This window comes from Methylocapsa palsarum, assembly GCF_900114285.1.
Lineage (GTDB): Bacteria > Pseudomonadota > Alphaproteobacteria > Rhizobiales > Beijerinckiaceae > Methylocapsa > Methylocapsa palsarum.
In genome coordinates, this window is record NZ_FOSN01000015.1 from 67,401 (window position 1) to 89,998 (window position 22,598).

21 protein-coding genes and 3 pseudogenes are annotated in these 22,598 nt (G+C 61.2%); 5 read left to right on the plus strand and 19 right to left on the minus strand.

Annotated features, from left to right (window positions below):
• The first annotated feature begins 359 nt into the window (after window positions 1-359).
• A complete protein-coding gene (locus BM177_RS15125; protein ID WP_091685172.1) occupies window positions 360-1,559 on the plus strand; it encodes a PepSY-associated TM helix domain-containing protein in 1,200 nt (399 codons plus the stop codon).
• Window positions 1,560-1,610: 51 nt separating this feature from the next.
• Here the strand turns inward: BM177_RS15125 and BM177_RS15130 are convergent, their stop codons facing one another.
• The 3 genes from BM177_RS15130 to BM177_RS15140 form a co-directional block, all read right to left on the minus strand.
• Window positions 1,611-2,138: a hypothetical protein gene (locus tag BM177_RS15130; RefSeq protein ID WP_091685174.1), complete on the minus strand. Its 528-nt coding sequence runs from the start codon at window positions 2,136-2,138 to the stop codon at window positions 1,611-1,613.
• A 42-nt stretch (window positions 2,139-2,180) separates the two neighbouring features.
• A complete protein-coding gene (locus BM177_RS20735) occupies window positions 2,181-2,498 on the minus strand; it encodes a copper resistance CopC family protein (protein ID WP_244532369.1) in 318 nt (105 codons plus the stop codon).
• Between the two features lie 388 nt (window positions 2,499-2,886).
• Entirely contained in the window at window positions 2,887-4,053 is a 1,167-nt protein-coding gene (locus BM177_RS15140; RefSeq protein WP_091685179.1) for a HupE/UreJ family protein, read from the minus strand.
• 299 nt (window positions 4,054-4,352) lie between these two features.
• Between BM177_RS15140 and BM177_RS15145 the strand changes: the two genes are divergently transcribed.
• Together BM177_RS15145 and BM177_RS15150 are read left to right on the plus strand one after the other, a co-directional pair.
• A complete protein-coding gene (locus BM177_RS15145; RefSeq protein WP_091685181.1) occupies window positions 4,353-4,697 on the plus strand; it encodes a hypothetical protein in 345 nt (114 codons plus the stop codon).
• 5 nt (window positions 4,698-4,702) lie between these two features.
• Window positions 4,703-5,110 (plus strand): hypothetical protein, encoded by a 408-nt coding sequence (locus BM177_RS15150; protein ID WP_091685183.1) that lies wholly within the window; start codon window positions 4,703-4,705, stop codon window positions 5,108-5,110.
• A gap of 58 nt (window positions 5,111-5,168) precedes the next feature.
• On the opposite strand, the gene BM177_RS15155 is transcribed toward BM177_RS15150, so the two are convergent.
• The 12 genes and pseudogenes from BM177_RS15155 to BM177_RS15200 form a co-directional block, all read right to left on the minus strand.
• A complete protein-coding gene (locus BM177_RS15155; protein ID WP_091685185.1) occupies window positions 5,169-6,389 on the minus strand; it encodes an ABC transporter permease in 1,221 nt (406 codons plus the stop codon).
• Window positions 6,386-7,114 (minus strand): ABC transporter ATP-binding protein, encoded by a 729-nt coding sequence (locus BM177_RS15160; RefSeq protein WP_244532370.1) that lies wholly within the window; start codon window positions 7,112-7,114, stop codon window positions 6,386-6,388. The genes BM177_RS15155 and BM177_RS15160 overlap by 4 nt, the downstream gene beginning before the upstream one ends.
• A complete protein-coding gene (locus BM177_RS15165; RefSeq protein WP_091685187.1) occupies window positions 7,111-8,367 on the minus strand; it encodes an efflux RND transporter periplasmic adaptor subunit in 1,257 nt (418 codons plus the stop codon). The genes BM177_RS15160 and BM177_RS15165 overlap by 4 nt, the downstream gene beginning before the upstream one ends.
• 73 nt (window positions 8,368-8,440) lie before the next feature.
• Window positions 8,441-8,578: a hypothetical protein gene (locus tag BM177_RS20120; RefSeq protein WP_175492634.1), complete on the minus strand. Its 138-nt coding sequence runs from the start codon at window positions 8,576-8,578 to the stop codon at window positions 8,441-8,443.
• A gap of 289 nt (window positions 8,579-8,867) precedes the next feature.
• Complete coding sequence (locus tag BM177_RS15170; protein ID WP_244532371.1) at window positions 8,868-10,175, minus strand: PepSY-associated TM helix domain-containing protein; 1,308 nt, start codon at window positions 10,173-10,175, stop codon at window positions 8,868-8,870.
• Between the two features lie 245 nt (window positions 10,176-10,420).
• Window positions 10,421-12,454, minus strand: coding sequence for a TonB-dependent siderophore receptor (locus BM177_RS15175; RefSeq protein WP_342028926.1), 2,034 nt, complete (start codon window positions 12,452-12,454; stop codon window positions 10,421-10,423).
• Between the two features lie 254 nt (window positions 12,455-12,708).
• Window positions 12,709-13,077, minus strand: a pseudogene (locus BM177_RS20740) (hypothetical protein); the annotation flags it as partial.
• Between the two features lie 42 nt (window positions 13,078-13,119).
• Window positions 13,120-14,094, minus strand: a complete 975-nt coding sequence (locus BM177_RS15180; protein ID WP_244532372.1) for a FecR family protein — start codon at window positions 14,092-14,094, stop codon at window positions 13,120-13,122.
• Between the two features lie 92 nt (window positions 14,095-14,186).
• A complete protein-coding gene (locus BM177_RS15185) occupies window positions 14,187-14,702 on the minus strand; it encodes an RNA polymerase sigma factor (protein WP_091685191.1) in 516 nt (171 codons plus the stop codon).
• Window positions 14,703-14,834: 132 nt separating this feature from the next.
• Window positions 14,835-15,035: a hypothetical protein gene (locus tag BM177_RS15190; RefSeq protein ID WP_091685193.1), complete on the minus strand. Its 201-nt coding sequence runs from the start codon at window positions 15,033-15,035 to the stop codon at window positions 14,835-14,837.
• A 4-nt stretch (window positions 15,036-15,039) separates the two neighbouring features.
• Window positions 15,040-17,424: a TonB-dependent siderophore receptor gene (locus BM177_RS15195; protein ID WP_139223654.1), complete on the minus strand. Its 2,385-nt coding sequence runs from the start codon at window positions 17,422-17,424 to the stop codon at window positions 15,040-15,042.
• A 234-nt stretch (window positions 17,425-17,658) separates the two neighbouring features.
• The gene (locus BM177_RS15200; RefSeq protein WP_139223655.1) at window positions 17,659-18,021 is read right to left on the minus strand and encodes a hypothetical protein; all 363 of its coding nucleotides are present in this window, start codon (window positions 18,019-18,021) and stop codon (window positions 17,659-17,661) included.
• Between the two features lie 559 nt (window positions 18,022-18,580).
• On the opposite strand from BM177_RS15200, the gene BM177_RS15210 reads away from it, so the two are divergent.
• Together BM177_RS15210 and cas3 are read left to right on the plus strand one after the other, a co-directional pair.
• Window positions 18,581-19,294 carry a CRISPR-associated endonuclease Cas3'' gene (locus BM177_RS15210; protein ID WP_175492635.1) on the plus strand — a complete coding sequence of 238 codons (714 nt, stop codon included), beginning with the start codon at window positions 18,581-18,583 and terminating at the stop codon, window positions 19,292-19,294.
• Window positions 19,291-20,667 (plus strand): CRISPR-associated helicase Cas3', encoded by a 1,377-nt coding sequence (gene cas3 / locus BM177_RS15215; RefSeq protein ID WP_091685202.1) that lies wholly within the window; start codon window positions 19,291-19,293, stop codon window positions 20,665-20,667. Before BM177_RS15210 ends, cas3 begins: the two co-directional genes overlap by 4 nt.
• 135 nt (window positions 20,668-20,802) lie before the next feature.
• Here cas3 and BM177_RS21175 read toward each other — a convergent pair.
• The 4 genes and pseudogenes from BM177_RS21175 to BM177_RS15230 all read right to left on the minus strand — a co-directional run.
• Window positions 20,803-21,192, minus strand: a pseudogene (locus tag BM177_RS21175) (DDE-type integrase/transposase/recombinase); the annotation flags it as partial.
• A pseudogene (locus BM177_RS21180) lies at window positions 21,168-21,437 on the minus strand (IS3 family transposase); the annotation flags it as partial. The pseudogenes BM177_RS21175 and BM177_RS21180, both read right to left, overlap by 25 nt.
• 278 nt (window positions 21,438-21,715) lie before the next feature.
• Window positions 21,716-22,165 carry an Hpt domain-containing protein gene (locus tag BM177_RS15225; protein WP_091685205.1) on the minus strand — a complete coding sequence of 150 codons (450 nt, stop codon included), beginning with the start codon at window positions 22,163-22,165 and terminating at the stop codon, window positions 21,716-21,718.
• A 6-nt stretch (window positions 22,166-22,171) separates the two neighbouring features.
• Window positions 22,172-22,570, minus strand: a complete 399-nt coding sequence (locus BM177_RS15230) for a response regulator (RefSeq protein WP_342028925.1) — start codon at window positions 22,568-22,570, stop codon at window positions 22,172-22,174.
• Window positions 22,571-22,598: the final 28 nt, after the last annotated feature.

Here is a 22,598-nt window from a genome sequence, read left to right on the forward strand (position 1 = left end):
GACCTTTCGAGACTCAAAGCTCGTTGAGGGCGCCCCGGAAATTGTCGCATTTTCCCGACTTGGCGCGTTTTACTCATTAGAGCGCTACATGTCCTAAAATCACTTCGCTACCGAACTGCGCTCTACTGAAAGCGCCCCAATCGCCGCCGTTCGGGGGAGTGGCGATCGACGCGATCTTGCATATCATAGAGCAAAAGGGAGGAAATGGACGATGATGCAATTGTATCTCGTCATTTTGGCTTTACTTAGCGCAGACGCGACAATTGTGAGATTGGCGACGCGGAAAGTCCGATCAGCGGCGCCGCGACGCCAAATTGTCAACGAACATTGCTTGGGGCCCATTCCTTAGGGCTTCGAGCATGCCCGAACACATTCTCGAAGGCCGCGCCGCCATTCGGCTCGCACCACGCCCCTCACCCCGCCTCGCGCTTGGCCGCAAACTGTGGATTCAATTTCACAGCTTGATCGGTCTTTTTCTGGGCGCGGTGTTTGTCGTGATCGGCCTCACCGGAAGCATTCTCGCTTACTGGCAGACCATCGACGAAGGACTCAATTCGGCAATCATGCGGGTAGAGAATCCGACGCAGGCCTCATATCGGCCGCTGGATGAGATCTTCGCCGCCGCGCAAGCGGCGGCCCCTGAGTCCGGGCGCGCCGAGCGGCTCAGACTGCCGCGCCATCCCGGAGCCGCCGCAGCGGTCACCTATATCGTTCCGGTCGACGATCTGTCATCCGACTATTATGAGGTTTTTGTTGATCCCTACACGGCTAAAGCGACAGGCCGACGCTTGATCGCGCATGGGGACAATCTGCTGTCGCAACCTTTCATCCGGATCGTCATGGATCTGCACTGGACATTGCTGCTCGGTTACGACCGCGGCTATGTCGTCGGCGTCGTTGCGATTTTCATATTTCTTTCGTCGTTTGCGGGGCTCTACCTGTGGTGGCCGCGCAATAGCGCCTGGCGGCAGGCCTTGACGATCAAATGGAACGCTACTCCCGAGCGCGTCGCCTTTGACGTGCATAAGACCACCGGCCTTTACCTCGGCGGCGTCCTGATCGTCCTGCTGGCGACCGGGATCGTCATGATCTTCAAGCCACAGGCGCGCGCGATTGTGGAGACGTTTTCGCCCATTCGGGAGGAGCCAAGGAATTTTAAGTCAACCCTCATTCCCGGTCGGGCGCCGATCGGACTCGACTCAGCTCTTGTAGCAGCCAATGCTGTGTTTCCCGACGGCAGAGCCCACTGGATTCTTCTTCCCGGAAATCCTGGCGGGGTCTATGTCGTCGGAAAGCAGTCGGAAAGCGAACCGAACCGGGCCAGCACGAACAGGAACGTCACCATCGATCAATACAGCGGGGCAATTCTCCACATCCAGGATCGCAACACCTTCACCGCGGGTGAGACATTTCTCGAATGGCAATACCCCCTCCATTGCGGGGAGGCTTTCGGAAACGCCGGACGTGCGGTTGTGATGGCGGCAGGTTTCACGCCGTTGATCCTCTCTTTGAGCGGGTTTTTCCGCTGGAGGCAAAAGCGCCGCGCGCGCAGGCGCTAGCTGCGGCGAGGGGCGCCCGCTGTTTGTTTTCTTCCAAATCCCGCAACCCTGTCAGGGGGCAACCATGATGGGCATCTCGATGATATCGTCCTTGGTTTTGGCGGCGCCGAACGCCACTTTAAGAATATATCTTCCCTTTTCGGGGACCGCCGCATTCATGGTGAGGACGCCGTCAGGATGGATCTTTGCGGGCAATTCCCGCAAAAGTTTGAGTTGGCCTTGAGAATCGTAGCGCGAGAGCGATAGCGCGACCGCCTGGTCCCTCGCCTCCTGCTCCATGAGATCCACCGTGAAGACGACAAGGCCGGTTCCGGGAATCCTGTCACAATATTGGCCGTGCGACTGATCTTTGTCTTTCGAAGATACGGCGTCATCGGACGTTCCGTAAAAGAAGCTGGTGAGATGCACCGAATAGAAGTCGCTCACTTTTAGACAGGAGCCCTGATTTTCAGCCTCGAGGCGTTCACGCGCAGGCTGACTCGCCTCCCAGCGCGGATAGAGGAAGACGATCACGTTTCCCCCGATCAGAACGACAATCGCCATAAGAAGCATCAAGATCAGCCGCCCGTTCACGTTCATCTCTTGTGGTCCCTTCCCGGTAGGATGAGCAGTTGTGATGTCCTATTCAGGGCGCACCTCGAACATAAAGGCGCCGCTCACCTGATGGCCGTCGGCGGAGATCGCCCGGTAGCGGACCGTGTATTCCCCCGGCGTCAACGGCCCGACGCTCGTTGAGACGTGGCTTTGGTCCGCGCTGTCGATGGCCGCGTCGCGTTTGTCGACTCTGATCCCCGACGCGTTGATGACCGCCAAAGCGACGAAATCGTCGCGGATTCCGGCGTCATACCAGACTTCGACTTTTCCCACAGTCTTCGGCGCCGCCGCGCCTTGTGGCGGAGACGTGCGCACGATGATCGCGTGGGCGAACCGGCGCCCCAAAGGCGCGGGCTTCGTCGCGGACGGTTCCCGATCGCGGAGGTCGAGAGCGGCCCCGAACTCCCCTGCTCTCCACCGCGGGGCTGCGGCGGACGGGGAGCCATCAACGTGCGCGACGGCGGGACCTAACGCTCCGCCAAGGCAAAGAACTACAGCGCTCAACCGCAAGAGACATTGTCTTCGACTCATCGCTCTCAATGTCCTCCCTATGGTCTTGGCGCGGGCAAGGATGAAACGATTCACCCCGATAAAACCCGTCACTAAGCTGGTTCACGTCGCTCCGTTCCGCCCGGGAGTGCGGCGTTGAACGAAACTCGCCCGGTTCGCACAGGCCGGAGAATGTAGATACAATACGGACTGCGAGGCCGACTCGCCTGCGCGCAGATCGGCTCTAGCCTCCGAGGAAATCGCCCACGCCCGTCATGCGTTCGATCAGCCAGATCAGCGCGATCATCGAGATCGCCAGGGAGCCAAGTGGCATTACGAGCCTCGTATAGGCGATCGAGCGCCGCGCAAGAAACAAGACGGGGAGGATAGCCGCGACAATCGCAAGCTGGCCCAGTTCGACGCCGACGTTGAAGGAAATCAGCGAGACAAACTTCCGCTCCGGCGGCAAACCAAATTCGTTGAGCACGCTTGCGAAGCCAAAACCGTGGATCAGCCCGAACCCAAACGCCACGGCCCAGAGCTTGTCAGTCATCACCGGGTAAATGTTGTTCACCGCGGCGACCACGACCGACGCCGCGATCGCGGATTCGACGAACCGCGACGGCAATTCCAGGATTCCGAAAGCGGCGACGGACAAGGTGATCGAATGCGCCAGCGTGAACGCGGTGACGATCCTGGCGATGCTCCAGAACGCGTCCGCCAGATCCTTTACGGGCAGCCATTGGTCCTTCATCCGCATGAGCACGGCGGGCAGCAGGAGCGAGAACAGGAACAGGATGTGGTCGTAGCCGATCCAGATGTGGTGCGCGCCCTGAAGGACGTAGGCGAGCACTGTGGCGCTCAAGGCCGTCGCGCCCGCGCTCAATTGAAGAACTTTCGCCTCAGGGGAAATCAGGCCGGAAAAAGCCTCTCCATTGCGAGTGACTTCGATGATTGCGCGATGTTGCGGATCGACGTCGAACATCAGGTCGTAGCCGACCTGCGCCGGTTCGCCGGGCGCATCGCAGGCGCCGGAGAACGGCAGACTCAGGAAGTATTCGCCGCCCCGAAGGTCAACCGAAATTGGCCCCGGACTGAGGCTGCATGGAGCTCCGGGCGCTCCAAATGAGAGCTTGTTGAGAAGGATCGCGTCAATTTCCGGCTCATGACGACGCAATTGCCTCCAATCGGGTTGACCATCGCCATTGGCGACCGGACCAAAGGCGAAGTCGAAAAAAGCGAAATCGAAGTCGCGGACCGCAAGTTCGACTTCGCCTTTAATCGCCCTACCAGAGATATCCGCCTTGAGATGGCCGTAGCTCGTTTTGTGCGCGAGCGCGCAAGGGGCGTAAAAGACCGTCGTAGCAAGGAATGCGGCGGCGACGATGCGCCAGCCCAACGAGCGCTTCATTTTTATGTCCCGAAGCAGTCTTGTTTATGTCCCGGAGCAGTCTTGCATCTGCGAAGCTCTCGTCACGGGCGAGCCGATTTGGCTCGCCGTCCTCCGGTGGTTCGCGTTGTGGTGTAACGGATGGCAGCCCGCAAACCCGCCAGGCTCTCACCTGGAAGTCGCAACCGCGCATCGACGTCTCAATGGAAATTCAGCGCTTGCGCATTATAATGGGCAGACTGCCCTCGGGAAAATCGTGTCGTCTTCGGCTCCGCCCGGCCGTTTAAGGAAATGCGGGTCGTTTTGTGGGAGGACGGACAATGAATCGTAGCCTGGGACTGGGACTGGTTGGTTTTTTCTTGAGCATTTTTGTTGTGCCTGCGACTGCGCAGGAGGCTCTCGTCAAGATCTTATCGCCTGCCGACGGGGCCGCGCTTCAGGCGAAACACACCTATCCGCTGCAATATGAGGTGGCGCCGTCCACCAAGGCGGACCACGTTCATTTGTATGTCGATGGCGACGAGACCAGCATGTCGCACACGCTCAAGGGGAAATTTACGCTCGGACCGCTGAAGCCCGGAGATCGAAAGATTTGCGTGCGGCCGGTGAACCACGCTCATACGCCGATCGGCGCCGAAAGCTGCATCAACGTTACGGTTCAATAAAGCTCATGGAACTCGAAAACGCCCTCTACGCGGGCGCGCAGATTCTTCATAATTTCGGAGCGGCCGCCATTGTTGGCCTGCCCCTCGCCGCCCTATGGTTCGGCCGCTCGCAACCAACGGCGCTGCCCATAATGGCCTGGCTCCTCTTCGCCGCCTGGCTCCTGCAAACCGCTAGCGGCGCCGGCTTCGGCGCAGTGAGCTATTTCATGGAAGGCGAGTTCCCCGAAATCCACCATATCGCGAGAGCGGCGCTCATCGTGAAGCTCATTTGCGCGTTCGGCGCGCTCGCCCTGCTGACGGCGTATTTTGTCAAAAGCTCATTAAAGGAGCCGGGCGTCGCGATCTGGCGCAGTCTAAGCCTCCTCGGACTCACAGCCTTGACGGCCGCCGCCCTCCTTCGCTGGTTTTCCTAAGCCAAACACTTCGCGCTCGACTCTATGCCGAGGCCGGCCGCCGTCCCCGGCGAAGCCGTCATTCGCGGCGCAACGCGTCGATCGGATCGAGATTGGCCGCCCGCCGGGCCGGGAGGAAACCGAACAGGATTCCCACCGCGGCCGAAACCAGAAGCGCCATCGCGACGGTCCGTCCGCTCAGGATCAAAGGCCATCCCGCCGCCTGAGCCACGGCATAGCTGCAGGCGACGCCAAGCGCGAACCCCACAGCGCCCGCCACGGCGCAAAGCAGGACCGCCTCGATCAGGAACTGCGCGAGAATATCGCGCTTGCGGGCGCCGAGCGCGATGCGCAACCCGATTTCGTGGGTCCGTTCCGCGACCGACACCAACATGATGTTCATGATGCCGACGCCCCCCACGGCGACCAAAATCAGCGCGGTCACCCCGAGCAGCCATCCAAGAGTGCCGTGCGTGGCGTTCATCAGTTCGACGTATTGCGTCGGATCGAAAACGTCGAACTTTTCCTGCTCTCCCGCGCGTGAATGTTTGCGCTCGCGCAGCAACGCCAAAACGGCCTCCTTCGCGACGTCGCGGTCGGCCCAGGGCGCTATCTTCATGTCGATCAGACTGAGCTGATGCGGATTCGCCGCCGCGTCATGAGCCAAACGGGAGCGCGCCGTGGTGATCGGCACAAATACGTGGTTGTCGTAATCCTGTCCGCCGACAAATCCAAGCGTCGTGCGGACGCCGATGATTCGCATGGGCACGCCGCCCATGCGCACGGTCTTGTCGATCGGAGACTCGCCGCTGAAGAGCTTCTTGGCGACGGTCGCGCCAAGCACGATGACCTTCGCCCCGGAGCGAACTTCAGCTTCGTCGAAAAAGCGCCCTTCCGCCAATCTGACGTCGAAGACGTCGGCGTAAGCGGCGTCGACGCCCCAATATTCGGGGGTCCAGCTTGCGTTCCCCGCGACGATCGTGACGTTTCCGTCGAGTTCTCTCGTGATAAACTCGATCCCGGGAACTTGCTCCCTGATCGCTTTCTCGTCCTCGTCAGCCAGGACCACGACGGGACCGCGCGGACCTTCGCTGCCAACCTTGTTGCGCGTGACAATGAGGGCGCCTGCGCCCATCGCCGTCATTTGCTCTTCAATCTTTTTGTTGCCGCCCTCTTCCGCCGCGCCGATCGCGATGATGCCGGCGACCCCGATGATGACTCCGATCGCGGTGAGGCCGCTGCGCAACTTGTTCTGGCGCAGCGCCGACGCCGCCTCTTTCAGACAATCGATGAGCCTCATGCCCCATTCACCGCGATTGGGGCTTGACAGACGTCCTTGACGAGTTCGCCGTCGCGGAACGTCAGCAGCCGTTCAGCGTAGGCCGCAACTTCGGGCTCATGCGTGATAACGACCACGGTCAGGCCTTTTTGATGCAGGCGCGAAAACAGCGCCATGATCTCGGCCGTCATGTGGGTGTCGAGCGCGCCGGTCGGTTCGTCGGCGAGGATGATGTTGGGGCTGTTGGCCAGCGCGCGCGCAATGGCCACGCGCTGCTGCTGACCGCCGGAAAGCTGGTTCGGGCGATGATGGATCCGCGCGCCAAGACCGATCTCCTCCAGCCGCGCCCTGGCGATGGCGGGTCGGTCTAGGCCGCGAAGCGGCGAATAGGTCAGCGGCAGCATGACGTTCTCGAGCGCGCTCATTCGCGGCAGCAGATTGAACTGCTGAAATACGAAACCGATCTCGCGGTTGCGCAGCCGCGCGAGATCATCGCCCGACATTCGCGCAACGGATTGACCGTCTACGACAAGGTCGCCGGAGGTCGGCCGGTCAAGCGCGCCGAGCAGGTTCAACAGCGTCGATTTTCCGGAGCCGGAAGGTCCCATGATGGCGACGAACTCGCCGCGGTTGACGGTGAAAGTCACATCCCGCAACGCGTGAACGCGCTCCGCCCCAAGGTCATAGGTTCGCGTAAGCGCCGCGCATTCGATCATCGGCTGGAGAATCGGACCGGGCAGGTTCACGTTGCGGGCCTTGCCGCGCCTTTCCCGGCGCGGATCGCGACCGCTTCGCCCTCGTGGACCGCGCCTTCAAGGATTTCGGTGACGCCCTCGCCCTTGAGGCCGGTCCGCACGCTCCGCTCCGTCAGGACTCCGTCCTCGCCAAGCACCCAGAGACTCGCGCTCTCAAGACCAAGGGCGGTCGACGGCGACCGGCCGGGAGGCCTGAACCGCAGCGCTTCGTTGGGAGCCAGCAAAGCGTTCTCACGGCGGCCGCCGACGATGCGTACGGTCGCGGTCATTTCCGGAAAAAGCCGCTGTCCCGGATTTTTGGCGCGGATCACCACTGTGTAGGTGACGACGCCGGAAATTTTTGTAGCGGCGAGCCGGATTTGCTCGACCTCCCCCGTAAAGGTCTCATCGGGGAAAGCTTCGACGGAGAATGTCACCGGCACACCGGGCCGAATGACGCCAACGTCGGCTTCATCGACCTGCGCCATGACCTGGATCTGCGCGAGGTCTTGCGCGATCTGAAAGAGGACCGGCGTCTGATATTGCGCGGTGAGGGTCTGACCAGGCTGCATCTTCCGGTCGATGACGACGCCGTTGATCGGCGAACGGATCAGCGTGCGGTCGAGGTCGATTTGCGCCGTAGTTAGTTCCGCCTGGCGCTGGGCGACGGCCGCCTTCGCCGCGTCGAGCTGAGCTTGCGCGATGGCGAGGTCGGCTGTGGCGACGCCGCTCTGCGTCTCCGCCTGATCGCGTTGCACCTGCGATGAAATGCCGCGCGGCGCCAGAGTTTCGTGCCGAACCACGTCGCGCCGGTATTGCGCCAGCTGGGTCGAGGCCTTCGCGATCGCAGCCTCCCTTTGGCCGACATCGGCGCGCGCCATCGCGAGATTAGCGGCGGCGGACTCGACTTTGGCTTCATAAGGCGCGCGGTCGATGACGGCGAGGAGATCGCCCTCCTTCACCGGATCGTTGAAGTCGACCTTCATTTCGGCGATGAGCCCCGAAAGCTGAGAGCCGACATCGACGGTGACAAGGGCCTTGACCGCGCCAGTCGCCGAGACAGCGCGTTCGATGATTCCGCGCCCGATCGGCTTCGTTTCGAAATCAACGACGCCCCCAGCGTCGCGATGGCTCCAGACACGCCAGCCGGCGGCAAGGGCGGCGAGAGCGGCGATCGCGAGCGCCAACCGGATCGCCCGGCGCAGGGTCGGGCGGTCGACGGGTCTAAGGCCGCGATCGAGGGAAGCGCGTTCTCGCGTCAACATGTGTGAAGCCGGATTCGATACATCTTCTTCGGGCAAAATGCGGGCGGCGGTTCCGCCATGCTGGCCCGCCTTTCTATTTTTTCATCACGCCATGTTTATGATGATGATGATGATGATTGTGGTGGTTGGCGGTATTGTGCGCGAAAGTCGAAGTCATCATCGAAGCCATCGTCAAGACCATGGACAAAAGCACTGCGAGAAGCTTTTTCATTTGACGTTCCCGTGGGACGCTGGGCGCACGATTCCAGCCAGGACTTTGGACTCCGGGTGCGGCGGAGATCATAGCATATCCTCAAGTCCAATGCGCTTTTGGAACCCGCGCGCCTTTCAGAGCCTGCGAGCCTTTGGGGACTGCAGGTCATAATCGGGCGCTTCGCCATTCCTCACCCCGATTCTCCATTATGCATGGTGAACCTGGCGCGGATAGGCAAGCCCGGAAGGTAGACGTTTGACGGGAGAAAATCGCGCCTGGCTCGCCTCGCCCGGTCATCAAGAGCCGCTCAGGCGGAATTGGGTCCGGGCGCATCACGCCCCCCGTCCCCGAACCGCGAAAGAGTTTCGGCCGCCTCGGGGCAAGTCAACCGGCCGCGAGGCGTTCTGGAAAATTGCCGGGCGCGGCGCTTTTTCCACCAGATATAGACTCCGGTGACCGAAAGCATCACGATCAATAACCCGAGGACGCAAACGAAAATCCGGTAGGGCAGGCCAAACACATTGGCCATGTGCAGAGCATAGAGCCAGGACGTGATCGTATTGCCGCTGCGCTCGCCGGAAGGCAATTCCAAAGCGCGCAGCTGGCCCGTGTCTCCGTCGAGGGCGACGTAAGTTGCGCCGCTGCGTTCGCCGACATCAAGGCTACTGCGGAAACTGAGAAAATACACGCCGAATTGTTCATTATAAAAGAGGCTTTCCTCCCGCTCGACGCGGAACCCTTTGAGGGCGGCCTGCTCCTCGATCAGGCGTGCGCCCTTGCCCTCGGCGTCACGCCAGCCAAGGTTCGGCGTCGTGACCATGTGCGGCTCGGGCAAAGGCGAGCGATAGTTAAAAAGGGCGCTGGTCACCCATTCATAGACCGGGCGCATATCCATCATCACGCTTGACCAGGCGAAGATGAACAACATTGGCCAAAGCCAAAGGCCGCCCGCGCGATGAAGATCGAAATTAAGCCGGAACGCGCCGGCTTTGCGCTTTATGAGCCAGGCCGGCATCCAGCGCCGCCAGAAACCGGAAGTCGTCCGGGGCAAGGTCAGATAAAAACCGATAAAACAATCGATCGTCCAGGCGACGGCGAGGAGTCCCAGAATCCAGAAGCCGGCGGTCCCCAGGGCCAGCCGCCAGTGGAGATCATAAATGAAGGGCATCAGATTGATCAGCCCCTGCGAAAGATCTCCGTTCATACGCCTGCCAAGCTCCGTTCCGGCATAGGGATCGAGGAAGAGCTGGTCGAAGCTGATCTCATACGGCTTTTGCGTCGCCGGGTCCGAGCGCGGCGAGACAGCCGCCACGACCTGGTCAGTCCCGAAGCGCGACAGCCCCGCTATTCGGGCGCTGGGCGCGACGAGCGCCTCGGCGCGCTCCGCCAGCGTGGCGAGATCGAGCGGCGCGGTGTCCGGCCGCGGCTGTGCGTAAAGTTGCGGACTGATCAGCCGCTCCAGTTCGGCGTTGAAGGCGAGCAGGCTTCCGGTGAGGCCGACGACGATCAGGAACATCGCCATGATCAATCCGGCCCAGCGGTGAATCCAGACAAAAAACCGTCGAACGGCGCCGGCGTCGGGCATCAGGATCAGGCCTCCTCGCCGGTCAGCCATGTGCTAATCCGGGACCACGGGTCAAAAGTCCTGCGAGGGAAAAAGGGCGCCGGAGGCTCCCCCGACTCCAGCGCCCAGTTTACGGTTCGAGGATTGGGAGGGTCATAATCTCGAACCAGTCTGTAGATGAAACGGTTCATCGGCGAATAACCCGCCAAGCCATAGCCCGTGTCAAAAGATCGCAGACTGCCGGTCAGGCGCCAGATGCGCGGCGACGCAGGATGCGGAAAGCCCCGCGCCATGTCTCAAAACTCCGCGCGAAGGGAGACGATGACGCTTCGCGGCGTTCCAGGCGCAATGCTGGTGCGGTCGTAGGAAGTTGTGTAATAGGTTGTATTGAAAATATTGTTGACGTTGACCTGAGCCGTCAGATTTTTGACCCAAGGCAGCGCGTTGGGCTGGAGCCGGTACATGATCATCCCGTTGAACAACGTATAGGCCGGCAGCTGGAAGTCATTAGCGTTATCTCCCTGTCGTTCGCCCACAACCCTTATGCCGCCACCAAGACTTAGCCCCCTGAAATCGCCGAGCGCGTCGTATTTAACCCAGAGACTGCCGGCATTGAGAGGGACATCCTGCAGCCTATTGCCCTGATTGCCGTCGAGGTCGGTTTTGAACCGCGCCTCATCGAAGCTATAGCTGCCGATCAGGCTCCAGTTGTCATCTATACGACCGGAGACGTCGAACTCGGCGCCTCGGCTCTCCACGGTTCCCGCCAGCGCGGTAAGTTGCGTGCCGGGGATCGTCTGAGTGATGTTAGATTTGATGATGTCGTAAAAAGCCACCGTCGCGACGAGTCTTTTATCGAAGAGCTCGGCTTTCGCGCCGCCTTCCCATTGCGTTCCGATCTGCGGCGGGAACGGCGGACTTCCGGGCGCCTGGATGCCATTGGTCGCGCCGAAGGATTTCGAATAATCGCCATAGAAGGAGAGCCACGGCGTCGGCTGGACCACGGCGCCGACACGCGGGCTGAACGCCGCGTCGAAGGCGTTCTGAAAACCGAAACCCGTACTCGGATCGTAAGATCCCAGCGCCTGGGCGTAAGAATTAGTGCCCGATCCGTAGCCGTAATCAGCCCAGTCATAGCGGCCGCCAACTAGAAAATGCAGTTTGTCGTCGGCGAAGGACATCATATCCTGCGCGTAAATCCCCCGCCATGTTTGCGCACTTGGGAAGAAGGTGTTGTTGACGGACGGTTTGGAATATCCAGAAAGGCTGTAAGTTGGAGCGAACATATTGATGTCCGGGATGGCCGGCGCGCCGTCGAAATAGTTCGAAACTCCGTAATCATGGGCGGTCTGCGTGAAATAATCAGCTCCGATCAGGACGTCGTGCTTGACTGGCCCGGTCTCGAATTTGCCCTTGAGGTCGAGGTTTGTGCTGATATTTTGCCGATGCGCATTGACGTCCCAAAGGCCGCGCGTGATGAGCCCCAAGACTTCATCGACCGAATTGTAGTCGGTGATCCTTTGCGCATAGGAGACGTCCCAATAGCCGAAGCGGTTCGTCAGACTCCAATCCTTGGCGAGGTCGAAGGTCCAGTCATAGCCGACGAAACCCATTTCGAGGCGGCTGGGATTGAGGGCGGTCACCGCGGGGTCCTGAAGATAACGGCTGATCGGGATGTTCGCGGGGCGGTTTCCGATCGCCGGAATGGCGCTGTCGCCGTCCGCGACGAAAATTCGGTTCTGATATTGAAGGTCGAGGTTGAATTTGAATTGTTCGATCGGATGGTAAGTGATCGTCGGGGCGGCGAAAAAATCCTGGGTTTTCACGAAATCGCGAAACGAATCCGCGCGGTCGTAGTCGAGGTTGATCCGGTAGAGCCAGGTTTTGTCGGCGGTGAGCGGACCGGTCGCGTCGACCGTCGTCTGGGTCAGGCCCCAGGAGCCGGCCTGTTCCTGGACCGAAAAATAGGGCGTCTCCAGCGGGCGCTTGACGACAAGATTGACGATTCCGCCGGGCTCGAGACGGCCAAACAGCATCGCCGCCGGACCTTTCAGCACCTCGATCGACTGGAGGTTGGCCGTCTCGATATGAACGAGGGTCGGCATCGCCAGATTGTTCTGAAAGTTCGATGACGCGTCGAAGCCACGTATTGTGAACCGCTCATAAAAGGGATCGCTGGCGAATTGCACGCTGCTGACGTTTCCGACAATCGCGTCGCTGACAGACAGCGCCTGCTGATCATCGATGACCTGGCGCGGAATGACCTGAATCGACCCGGGCGTTTGCAGGATCGGGATGTTGCTTTTCCCAGCGACGGCGGGCGTCTCGATGTTGACCGTGTAGCCTGTGAACCGTCCGCCAAGCCGGCGCCCGCGACGCTGTCGCCGACGCCTTCGCCGGCGACGCCCTGCCCTCCCCCGCCCGCCAAAGCGACGGGCGCCGCCGCGCTCACCTCCGGCAACTCAACGCCCGTATCGCTCTGCGTCCCGGAATCGTTCTGGGCGAGCATGATGGCGACCGCCTTGCCGTCAGCCGCGAGCCGATAAGCGAGGCCCGTTCCCCAGAGCAATGTGTTCAGCGCCTCGTCCAGAGTGTGCTCGCCCTTGAGGCCTTGGGTCCTGACGTTGCGAGTGAGGCCCGAGTCATAGATCAGCTGCGCACCGCTTTTGTCGGCGAGGCGGTTCAGGGCCGAGGCCACCGGTCCCGCGGGAATCTCATAACTTTCCGCGGGCGTCGAGGCTTGCGCCGCCGACACGCTAAAGCCCAGCGCGCCGGAGCCCACGGTCAAAAGAGTCAGGGCGGCCGTTGCGATCGATGGGCTTCCGGCGCGCGGCTTGCGCCGTTTTGATCTTGTCAGCGTCGTCATTGTGCGCCCCTTGCCGTTTCCCGAGGGCAAAAAGCCTCTCCGCTCCCCCCTGACGCGTTCGATCGGGGAATGAGGATGTCGCGACATCACAAATCCCGGGCTGTTGCGCTTTAGCCACAGCCGGCGCCGTCAGGCGCGCAGCAGGACGAGGTAGGGGGTCAGCGTAATCGTCCGCAGGCCGAGCGACAGGGCGATGGTCCGGATCGCCGCCATCGGGTCGGCCGTTGAAAAGACGCCGCTGACGCGCCGGCGCCGGAGCGCCTCGCCGAGCACAAGGACAAAGCCGCGATGGTGGCGACTGAGAGCGGCGATGACTTCGCCAAGCGGCCTATCTTGAAACATCATCTGTCCGCGCCGCCACGCCGTGACGGCGGCCGCATCGACGGAATAAGGCGCCTGGACGCCAAACCCCGGACCATAGGCGGTTTGCCGCCCCGCCACGACGACGACCTCCTCGCCATCGCCTGTGGAGACGCCGACCACATGATCGGTCACCGTGACTTCCGTCCGGGAGTCTTGCGTCTCGATGTCGAAGGCGGTTCCGCGCACCGTCGTCGTTCCGCCCGCGGCCTCCACAATAAACGGCCTCGCGGGATTGGGCGCGACCTCGAAATAAGCCTGCCCACGCAGAAGGGTCAGGCGCCGCGCCTGCCCGGAATAATCGACCGCAATCGCCGCCCTTGCGTTCAACTGCACGCGCGAACCATCGTCCAGGGCGATGGTCCTGACGTCCGGTCCTGCCAAAAAATCAGCTTTCCAGATCAGCGTGAGGTCATCGGAAGCGACTAGGAGAACGATCGCGGCGGCAGCGAGACTCGCACCGGCCGCGAGCCGCCGGATCAACCGCCGGGGCTTGCGCTCGGGAGCCGGAGCCAAACGCCGCCGCAATCCTTCAAGTCCGCCCCATAAATCGCAGACCTCATCGAACGCCGCCTCGTTCGCGGGATCGCTGACGAGCCACGCCCGGAACGCCGTCAGCTCAGCCTGCGACATTGCTCCCGCGTCAAGCCGCACAAACCAGTCGGCCGCCGCCTCGCGGCGATCGTCCTGTTCGCTTTCGGGATCGCGATGTCGCATTCGGGAGACCTTGACCAAAATCGCCATGGCCGGGCGAGTCCGGACCGGTCCGCACCGGCGCGGTCAGCGCCGGATCTGACGCGAGCAGCCTACTAAAGTGGAGGCGCCTCCAGGACGATTTATTTTGACGCGCCCTGGTTTAGCGCGCTTTGGAGACGATGGAGGGCGAGCCGCAAATGCTTTTCGACCATATTTCGGGAAATGCCAAGCCGGGCCGCAATCTCGGTTTGATGCAGGTCCTCGAACCGCCGCATGATCAAGACCTGCCGGCATCGGGGCGGGAGATCTTCGACGGCGTCAAGCAGGCGCCGCATGCGGTCATTCGCCTCGATCTGCTGTTCGGACTGCGGGGCGGCGGAGGGCAAAGCCTCCGGGTCGAAGCCCAGATCAATGTGCTTCTGCTGGGTTCTGCGCCGACGCCTGTAATCGCGAGCAAGATTGATCGCGATCGTATGCAGGAATGCCCGGGGTTCCTCGATCGGCGCGGTCTCCTGGTGGCGGAGGAGACGCAGGTAGGTTTCCTGAACGAGGTCCGGCGCGTCCTGCGCGCCGACCCGGCGGGTCAGGATCTGAAGCAGTTCGCGCCGGGAGAGCGCAAAAAGATCCTCAAGAAATTTCGATCTGGACTCAGGCACTTCGATCCGGGCCGTCTCGGCAAACAGGCCATAACCGGAGGCCCTTCACGGTAAGACGTCCGGGCGGCGGCAAATACGCCAACCTCAGGCTGTCGGGCGCCGGTCTTTCCGGCCCGGCGGCAAGCCTTCGGGTCAAGAGTTTGGCTTTCCCGGTCCGGGCTGAAAAGCGCCGCGCGCGCCGCTTTTTCCGCCAGATATAAAGGCCCGGTTGATGGCGCGATCGAGTTCCGGCAGAAACGCAAGCAGGCTTTCCGTGACGCCGACGAGGATCAGGAACCCCGCCATGATCAGTCCGACGCAGCGGTGGATGAAGACCCAGCCGCTGCGACGCATCGGTTCAGAACTCCACGCGAAGCGAGGCCGTCACGGCGCGCGGCGCGCCGGGGAAGACGCCAAATCTCGCCGCCGCCCCGGTGTTATTGAAGAACGCGTCATTGCCTTCGTAATAAGTCGCGTTCGCAATATTCTTCAGGTTGATCTGCGCCGTCCAGCGCGCGCCGCCTGCATTGAACTGATATTTGGCCATGGCGTCGAGCCGCGCGTAGGCGGGCAGGATGAACGTATTCGCGTCGTCGCCCCAGCGATTGCCGGCGGCGAAGACGCCGCCCCCAAAGGTCCAGCCGTGAAGCAGCGCGTCCGGCGGAACAGCGTAAGTCAGCCAGACGCTGCCCGAATCGGGAGCATAGCTGTTGAGCGAGTTTCCAACATAGCTCGTCGAAGCCACGCACGTGTCGGGAGAGCCCGGCGGACAAAAATTACTTGGTAGATCATTGACCACTCTGGCGTCGATATGAGCGTAGCTGGCGATAATGCTCCACTCATCCGTGAGCTTGCCAAGCACATCGAGCTCAACCCCGGTGCTGCGGACGAGACCGATCCCGCGGCCGGCGAACGGGTCGATCGAACTTTGATTTGGGGTGAAGTAATTGCTTTTGGTGATGTTGAAGAAGGCCAGCGTCCCGGTCAGCCTGTGATCGAGAAGCTCGGCCTTGACGCCGCCTTCCCAGCCTTCGGCGATTTCGGGAGCCAACGGAACGCCCAGAGCGCTCACTCCATTGTTCGCTCCAAACGATTTGGTGTAGCTCCCGTAAAAAGACAGCCAGGGGACCGGTTGGAAATTGACGCCGACGCGAGGACTGAAGGCCTGATTGTGAATATTTTGGGCTTTGCCGAAATTTGCGTAGCCTTGGCCAAATGTGGGCTGAATGAGGTCCGGATAATTCGAAAAATCGGTGGAATCAACCCCGGATCGAACATCCGCCAGATCATATCGTCCGCCAAGCAGAATATGGAGATTGTCAAACAGCGTGATCGAATCCTGGGCGTAGACGCCAAGATCCTTGTTGGCGTTGGAGGCGAATTCGGTGAAATTATCCGCCGATCTTTGCCAGATCAGCGACGCGACGTCGTAGAACGCCGATGTCGGAACGCCGCCATAGACCGGGTTGTAAATGTTGATCGGGTAGTTTCCGTTGCCGCCAAGAATGTAGTTGTAATAGCTGTAGAAATAATCCGCTCCGATCAAAACATCGTTTCTCGCGCCGAGCACGTAGAATTTTCCGGTCAGATCGAGGTTGGTTGAATAATTCGTACCGGTCAGCTTTTGATAGACGATGTTGCGATTGAAGCTGTTCAGAACGGGATCCGGGCTGCCAAAGGGATCTCCGCCCAGGTCCGCTTTCGTGATTGTGGCCCGCGCCGCCAGGAAGCGGTTCTCGATGGCCCAGTCGCTGTTGAAATTGTGTTTGAAATCGTAGGAGATCAGCGAACTGCGGACGGTGTCCGGCGGCTCATTGGGCTCCCCGAAGGAACGGTAAGCGGGAATTGGAGCCGGAAAATACGGAGGCAGCGATCCTATCGCGGGCTGGCCGACGTTGCTTTGCGCGTTCTGATGATTGTATTCGGCCTCGACGGTGAACTTGGTCGCCGGATCGATCTGCCACGAGACCGACGGCGCCAGAAAGATGTTCTGATTATTGATGAAGTCAGTGAAGTCGCCGCCGTTCTGGTAGCTTCCAGAGAAACGGTAGCTCACCGATTTGTCCGCAATACCTGGTATGGCGACCGGTCCGGTCATGTCGACGACCGTGCGCCACAGATTGAACGAGCCGAACTCCTGGGTCAGGCTGTAATAGGGCGTGTCAAGGGGCTTCTTGGTCACCCTGTTGATGACGCCGCCCGGATCGGCTCGTCCGAACAGGAAGGAGGCCGGCCCTTTCAGCACTTCGACGGCCGTGAGGTTCGATGTATCGTAACTTTGAGGAATGGCGGTTCCAACAAGCAAGCCGTTGCGGAACACGTTCGTTGTCGTGAAGCCCCTGATATTGTAGACATAGCCTTCGACATTATTGCTGTTCGAACGGACGCCGCTGACGTTCTGGATCGTATCGGCGAGCGACAGCGCGTTCTGATCTGTGATGACCTGCTCCGGCACCGTCTGGATCGAGATCGGCAGGTCGAACTGCGGCACATCGATTTTGGCTGAACTCGCCACCGGAGGGGCGCTGTAGCCCGCCTTCTCGGACGGGCTGAGCGGGGGCCCTGCGCCCGCGCCCCCTCCTTCACCGGCCGCGCCGCCGGCCGGCGCGGTTGAAGCTGAACCCGAAACCTCCGGCAGGACGAGCGAACTGTCGCCCGCCGTTTGCGCGGGCGCTGGAACCGGTGCGGTCATTGAGAGAGCCGCCAGCAAAACTGCGGCGCGCGTCTCCGACGAGTGAGACATGATCGAATCCTTTTCTAGCCATGCCAAGCGTTCGCCTGCGCGCGACGGCTTTGAGACAGTCAAATAAGCGGATGTGTCGGCTTCCCGCCAATGGAAGGCGCATTGCGCCCCCGGCGCGATCGAAAAACCACGCACGCGTTCCGAAGCTGTGCTTAAACCGGGACAGCAAAAGCCATCCAGATCAGAAGCCGAACTTCAGCAGTTCCATAAGGCGGTATTGATCGGGAGGTCGCGTCAGACAGCCAGCGGGGGGCCGCGCGCGGTCAAATAGAATCGCTCGGGCTTTTGAGCCGCCGGCGTAATGTCCGCGCCGAACGCGAGGGAGGAAACAGACCGCGCCGGATAGAGGACGAGAGCCGCGGCAGCCAGAATAAACCAGCCGAAGGAGGCGCTCGCCAAGATGCAACAATCGCCATGCGGATGATGTTCGCCAGCAGGTAAATCCGTCGGCTGGCCGAGCTGGGCGCAGGTCGCTTCATTGAGAGAGTGAGCCGCCATGGCGGATGATAACGACGTTTGGCCCAAAAGCCCGCAGATCACGATCAACATGATCGCGAAGCGATAGACCGAGCTGGGACGCCAATTCTCCATGGTCAAAAATTAACCCGGTTGCATCGACGTTGCCAACAGGGATGCTCGTTCCCGGAACGGTTTGCTTTCGCCTGTGCCTTCTTTGTCACAAAGCGCCGTCAACGAACATGGAGTCGCCGGAACGGCCGCCGGCCTTTCTCGCGACGACGCCTCGTCACGGCAAGCCCGGCCAATCTTTGACTTTTGGCATGACCGACGCCCTGCGCCGTATGGCTTCGCAACGCCTGGGACCGCGAGCGCGGCGGCTGAACTGAAAACAGTCAAGCCATTGAAATCATTGGCTGACGAAGCAGCCACCCGCGAACCCGTCTCGACGCCAAATTCCCTATTATCAAGTCAATGAATAAGCCATTTTGCAGGAACGCGGCCCTTTTAGACATAAATCGACGCTTGGGTCCTCTTGTGATCGTATGCGCTCGAGGCGGGAATGAGTCGGGACGGGGCGACGTTGTGATATTTCGGCTGTCGTATCTGCTGAGCCCGGCGACTGAAATCCAATCCCGAGAGGACGCTGCAGCGAGGGGGCGTTTCAATGGAGCATTCACCTCGGCCAGGCGATTTGCCCGTGTCGCGTCGCCACGCGCAGCTGCATTTCTGGGGCAAGACCGACCGGCTAACAGAGAATGCGCCGCTGATCGGCAATTTTCACCCGCTCGCCTATCACCTTCTCGATGTCGCCGCTTGCGCAGATGCGATCCTTGGCGCCAATCCGGCGCGACTTCGATTTCTAAGCGATCTCTGTGGAATCGAATTCGACAGGCTGCGCCGCACTTTAGTCTGTCTGATCGCGCTGCATGATATCGGCAAATGCGCCCGCGGCTTTCAGGGAAAAGTTCCAGAATTTTGGCCGTCCGCTCTGGGGCCTAGACCTGATCATATCAAATTCATCCCGGTCCGGCATGACGCCGCCGGTCTGTGGCTGTTTATGAATGAGCCCCGTCCCAAGGCGCTTGGCGAGCGGCTGATCCCCGGTGTGCTCGCCGCCGATCGTAACACGCTTTTCCAAAGTGTCTTTGGCCATCACAGCGAACCTCTGGAGCGCGCCTTTCCACGTAACGTCGCGGCGATCGCCAATAGCGCCGCCCAGATCGGTCCGGCGGCGCAGGTCGCAGCCGCGAGGCCATCTGCGCGGTCCTCGATCCACCGGCAATCTCGCCGCCGGACTCCGAGTTCCCGACCTTGTCCTTCGCCTTGGCGGGACTTGCGACCCTCTCTGATTGGCTCGGCTCGAACCGCCATTGGTTCGTGTTCGAGGCGCCTAGGGACGACGCACAATTGACCGACGAACTCGCGCGATACTGGCGCGATGTCGCCCAGCCAAGGGCTGACAGAGCGATACGGGAAGCCGGCCTCATTCTGGCGGAGGCGGCTCGCTTCGCAGGGGTGAATTCGCTGTTTCAGCATATCGCCGAACCGACGCCGCTGCAGGCTTTCTGTGAAAAAGCGATGCTTCCCGACGGGCCGACGCTTTTCATCATCGAGGACATGACGGGCGCGGGCAAGACCGAGGCCGCCGTGACGCTCGCCCATCGCCTGCTGGCGGATGGACGGGTGCGCGGCGTCCATGTCGCGCTGCCCACCATGGCGACGGCGAACGCCATGTTCGGCCGCCTATCGGCCTCCTATCGCAGCCTCTTCCCGCCAGGCACAGAACCCTCCGTCGTTCTGGTCCACGGCCGACGCGATCTCTGCGCGGGATTTCGAAATCTTTCCCATGACATGGCCTGTGACGAGTCGGGCCGCGCCGGCGATCCCTCGGACACCACCGCCAGCGCTTTTTGCGCCGACTGGATCGCGCGCTCGAACAAACAGGCTTTTCTGGCGCAGATGGGCGCCGGCACGATCGATCAGGCGCTGTTGGCGATTATCCCGGCGCGCCACCAGACCTTGCGACTGTGGGGGCTCGCCGACAAGGTGCTCGTGATCGACGAAGCTCATGCCTACGATCCCTATATGAACAAGGAAGTTGAGACTCTCCTGCGTTTTCATGCGGCGCTCGGCGGATCAGCGATCGTGTTGTCGGCGACCCTGCGGGAGCGCAAACGCAGCGCCCTGGTCGATGCATATCGCGCAGGCATTAGGAGCTCGGAGCCCTTTCGCCGTTCGTCTTCGGCCTATCCCCTCGTCACCATCGCCTCGGCGGATGCGGTTGCGGAACATCCGGTCCTTTTGCGCGATTCGCTAGCGCGCGAGGTCGCCGTTCGTTTTGTCGGCGGCCTCGCCGAGGCCCATGGCGCCGTGCTGGAAGCCGCGCGCGCGGGCGCGGCCGTCGCGCTCATCCGTAATACGGTGGATGAGGCCATGGGGAGCCACACCGAACTCAGCGCCTCGCATGACGGCGAGACTTTGCTGTTCCACGCGCGTTTCGCAATGGCGGACCGGTTGGCGATCGAGCAAGGCGTGCTGGATAAGTTTGGCCGCGAGCCAAAAAGAGCGCGGCCAGGCATCCTTGTCGCGACGCAAGTGATCGAACAATCGCTCGATCTCGATTTCGATCTCATCGTCACCGATCTGGCGCCGGTGGACTTGTTGATTCAGCGCGCCGGCCGCCTGTGGCGCCACATGGACGAAAGATCCGCCAAATCGCGGCCGCATTGTATCCATCCCCACGGGCCGACGCTGATCGTGTTGTTCCCACGTCAGCGGCGTTAAGGATTGTAGAAGCCCTCGACGAAGTGATAGACGGCGAGTCTGGCCTCGCTGTGCGACCGGAAACGATGGCGATCGAGGAGTTCGCATTGAAGACGAAGAATCTCTCGTGCATCGCATTGGCATAGGGTCGCCGACCGATCCGGTCGTTGGCCGCACGACCGCGTCTTCGCAGCGATAGCCAAAGGCGATGGACGTATATTGCGAGGCCCAGTCCGAATGATGAAGGACACTCTCTGGTTTGCGCGCCGCAAGCGCCATGTCGAGGGCGTCAAGCACGACCCTCGTCTTGAGGTCGTCGGAGAACGACCACCCAACGATCCGGCGCGACCAGGCGTCGAGCACGACCGCCAGGAACAGGAAACCGGCAAGCGTCGGAACGAACGTGATGTCGGCGACCCACAATTCGTTCGGCCCGTCGGCGACGAAGTTCCGTCGGACGAGATCGTTCGCCGGACTATGGTCGCGATTGCGCTCGTCGTCGGCGCGCTCCGCCGGCGGCTGACGCCAGCGAGCGCCGCCGCCCACATCAGGCGGGCGATGCGCTTTTTGCCGATCGCCATGCCTTCGGCCTTCATCTCGGCATGGATGCGCGGGGCGCCATAGGTTCCGCGCGACCCGACGTGGATCGTTCGGATGCGACGGATCAGATCGGCGTCTTGCGTCGCTCGAGCCGAGGCCGGCCGATTGCGCCAGGCGTAATAGCCGGACGCCGAGACCTTCAGCACCCGCGCCATCGTTCGAATGGGATAAACGGCCTGATGCGCGCTCATGAACCGGAAAACCCGTTCGGGCTCGCCTTGCTCTCTCGCGCGAACCAGGCCGCCGCCTTTGCCAGGATGTCGCGCTCCTGACGCAGGCGCTGGTTCTCACGCCGTAAGCGGGTCAGTATTTCACGCTCGGCGCTGATCGGACCGTCGGCTCGCTTGCCGGCGTCGCGCTCAGCCTGCTTGACCCTGCTCGAAATCGACTGCGCCGTCGGTTCGAACTAACGGGCAAGATCTTCCGGCGTTCGTCCACAGGGACAAGTTCGACCATCTGTCGCCGGAACTCAGGCGGATATGCTTCTCGATAACGCCCCATCGGACACCTCAAAACATGACTTCAATTGTCCACCAAAACGGGTCAACTCCACGATGATGTCGCAGTGGTGGGTCAAGCGATCCAGCAGCGCGCTGGTCATCTTGGCGTCAGCTTCGCCGGGAAGTTCGCCATTGTCTTCGATCGCGTCGAGCCATTGTACGACTTGATCGAGAAAAGTCAGGCACTCACCGATCATGTCCGGGGTGATCGGCCGATCACCCTTGCGAACCGCCGATAGAACATCCTCGGCGGCGTGCATCGCGCGCCTCATAGCGGCGAAATCAACGATCCCGGCGCCCCCTTTTAGCGTGTGAAAGGCACGGAACGAGCCGTCCAGGCTCGCGCGGTCGTCGGGCTCGCGCTCCAACGCCAGAAGGTCGGCGGTGGCCTGCTCTACGAGCTCGCGCGCCTCGACCAGAAACTGTTAGAGGAACTCGTTCATTGGGGCGCGCCGCAAAACATCGCCATATAGCGAGAGAATTTCGCGGCCGATTGGCCTGGCGTGATAAAAATTGGCTCCGGCAGCGCGCGCCGCGGCGACGTCGTGAGCGCTCGTCTCAGTGCTGGTAACGAGCGCCGGAATCGCGGACAGCGGCAATGCTTGCCGCCTCAGCACGCCGAGGAATGTGATCGCGTCCATCTGCGGCATATTGATATCGACGATGAGCGCATCGGCTGGGCTCACGAGCATCCTTTCGAGCGCTTCGAGGCCGTTGAGCGCCTCCTCAACCTCAAAGCCCTCCTCCTCCAAGATTTGTCGATAGTAAAGCCTAACGAGGTTGGCGTCGTCTACGATAAGGACGCGCATCTTGCCATCAACCACGCTTGGCTCTATCCCATTTGGAATTTGG

Bases quoted from the DNA above. Each gene is read 5' to 3' on its own strand.
- BM177_RS15125 (WP_091685172.1), top strand. From the start codon at position 360: ATGCCCGAACACATTCTCGAAGGCCGCGCCGCCATTCGGCTCGCACCA.
- BM177_RS15130 (WP_091685174.1), bottom strand. From the start codon at position 2,138: ATGAACGTGAACGGGCGGCTGATCTTGATGCTTCTTATGGCGATTGTC.
- BM177_RS15140 (WP_091685179.1), bottom strand. From the start codon at position 4,053: ATGAAGCGCTCGTTGGGCTGGCGCATCGTCGCCGCCGCATTCCTTGCT.
- BM177_RS15145 (WP_091685181.1), top strand. From the start codon at position 4,353: ATGAATCGTAGCCTGGGACTGGGACTGGTTGGTTTTTTCTTGAGCATT.
- BM177_RS15150 (WP_091685183.1), top strand. From the start codon at position 4,703: ATGGAACTCGAAAACGCCCTCTACGCGGGCGCGCAGATTCTTCATAAT.
- BM177_RS15155 (WP_091685185.1), bottom strand. From the start codon at position 6,389: ATGAGGCTCATCGATTGTCTGAAAGAGGCGGCGTCGGCGCTGCGCCAG.
- BM177_RS15165 (WP_091685187.1), bottom strand. From the start codon at position 8,367: ATGTTGACGCGAGAACGCGCTTCCCTCGATCGCGGCCTTAGACCCGTC.
- BM177_RS20120 (WP_175492634.1), bottom strand. From the start codon at position 8,578: ATGAAAAAGCTTCTCGCAGTGCTTTTGTCCATGGTCTTGACGATGGCT.
- BM177_RS15170 (WP_244532371.1), bottom strand. From the start codon at position 10,175: ATGGCTGACCGGCGAGGAGGCCTGATCCTGATGCCCGACGCCGGCGCC.
- BM177_RS15180 (WP_244532372.1), bottom strand. From the start codon at position 14,094: ATGGCGATTTTGGTCAAGGTCTCCCGAATGCGACATCGCGATCCCGAA.
- BM177_RS15190 (WP_091685193.1), bottom strand. From the start codon at position 15,035: ATGCGTCGCAGCGGCTGGGTCTTCATCCACCGCTGCGTCGGACTGATC.
- BM177_RS15195 (WP_139223654.1), bottom strand. From the start codon at position 17,424: ATGTCTCACTCGTCGGAGACGCGCGCCGCAGTTTTGCTGGCGGCTCTC.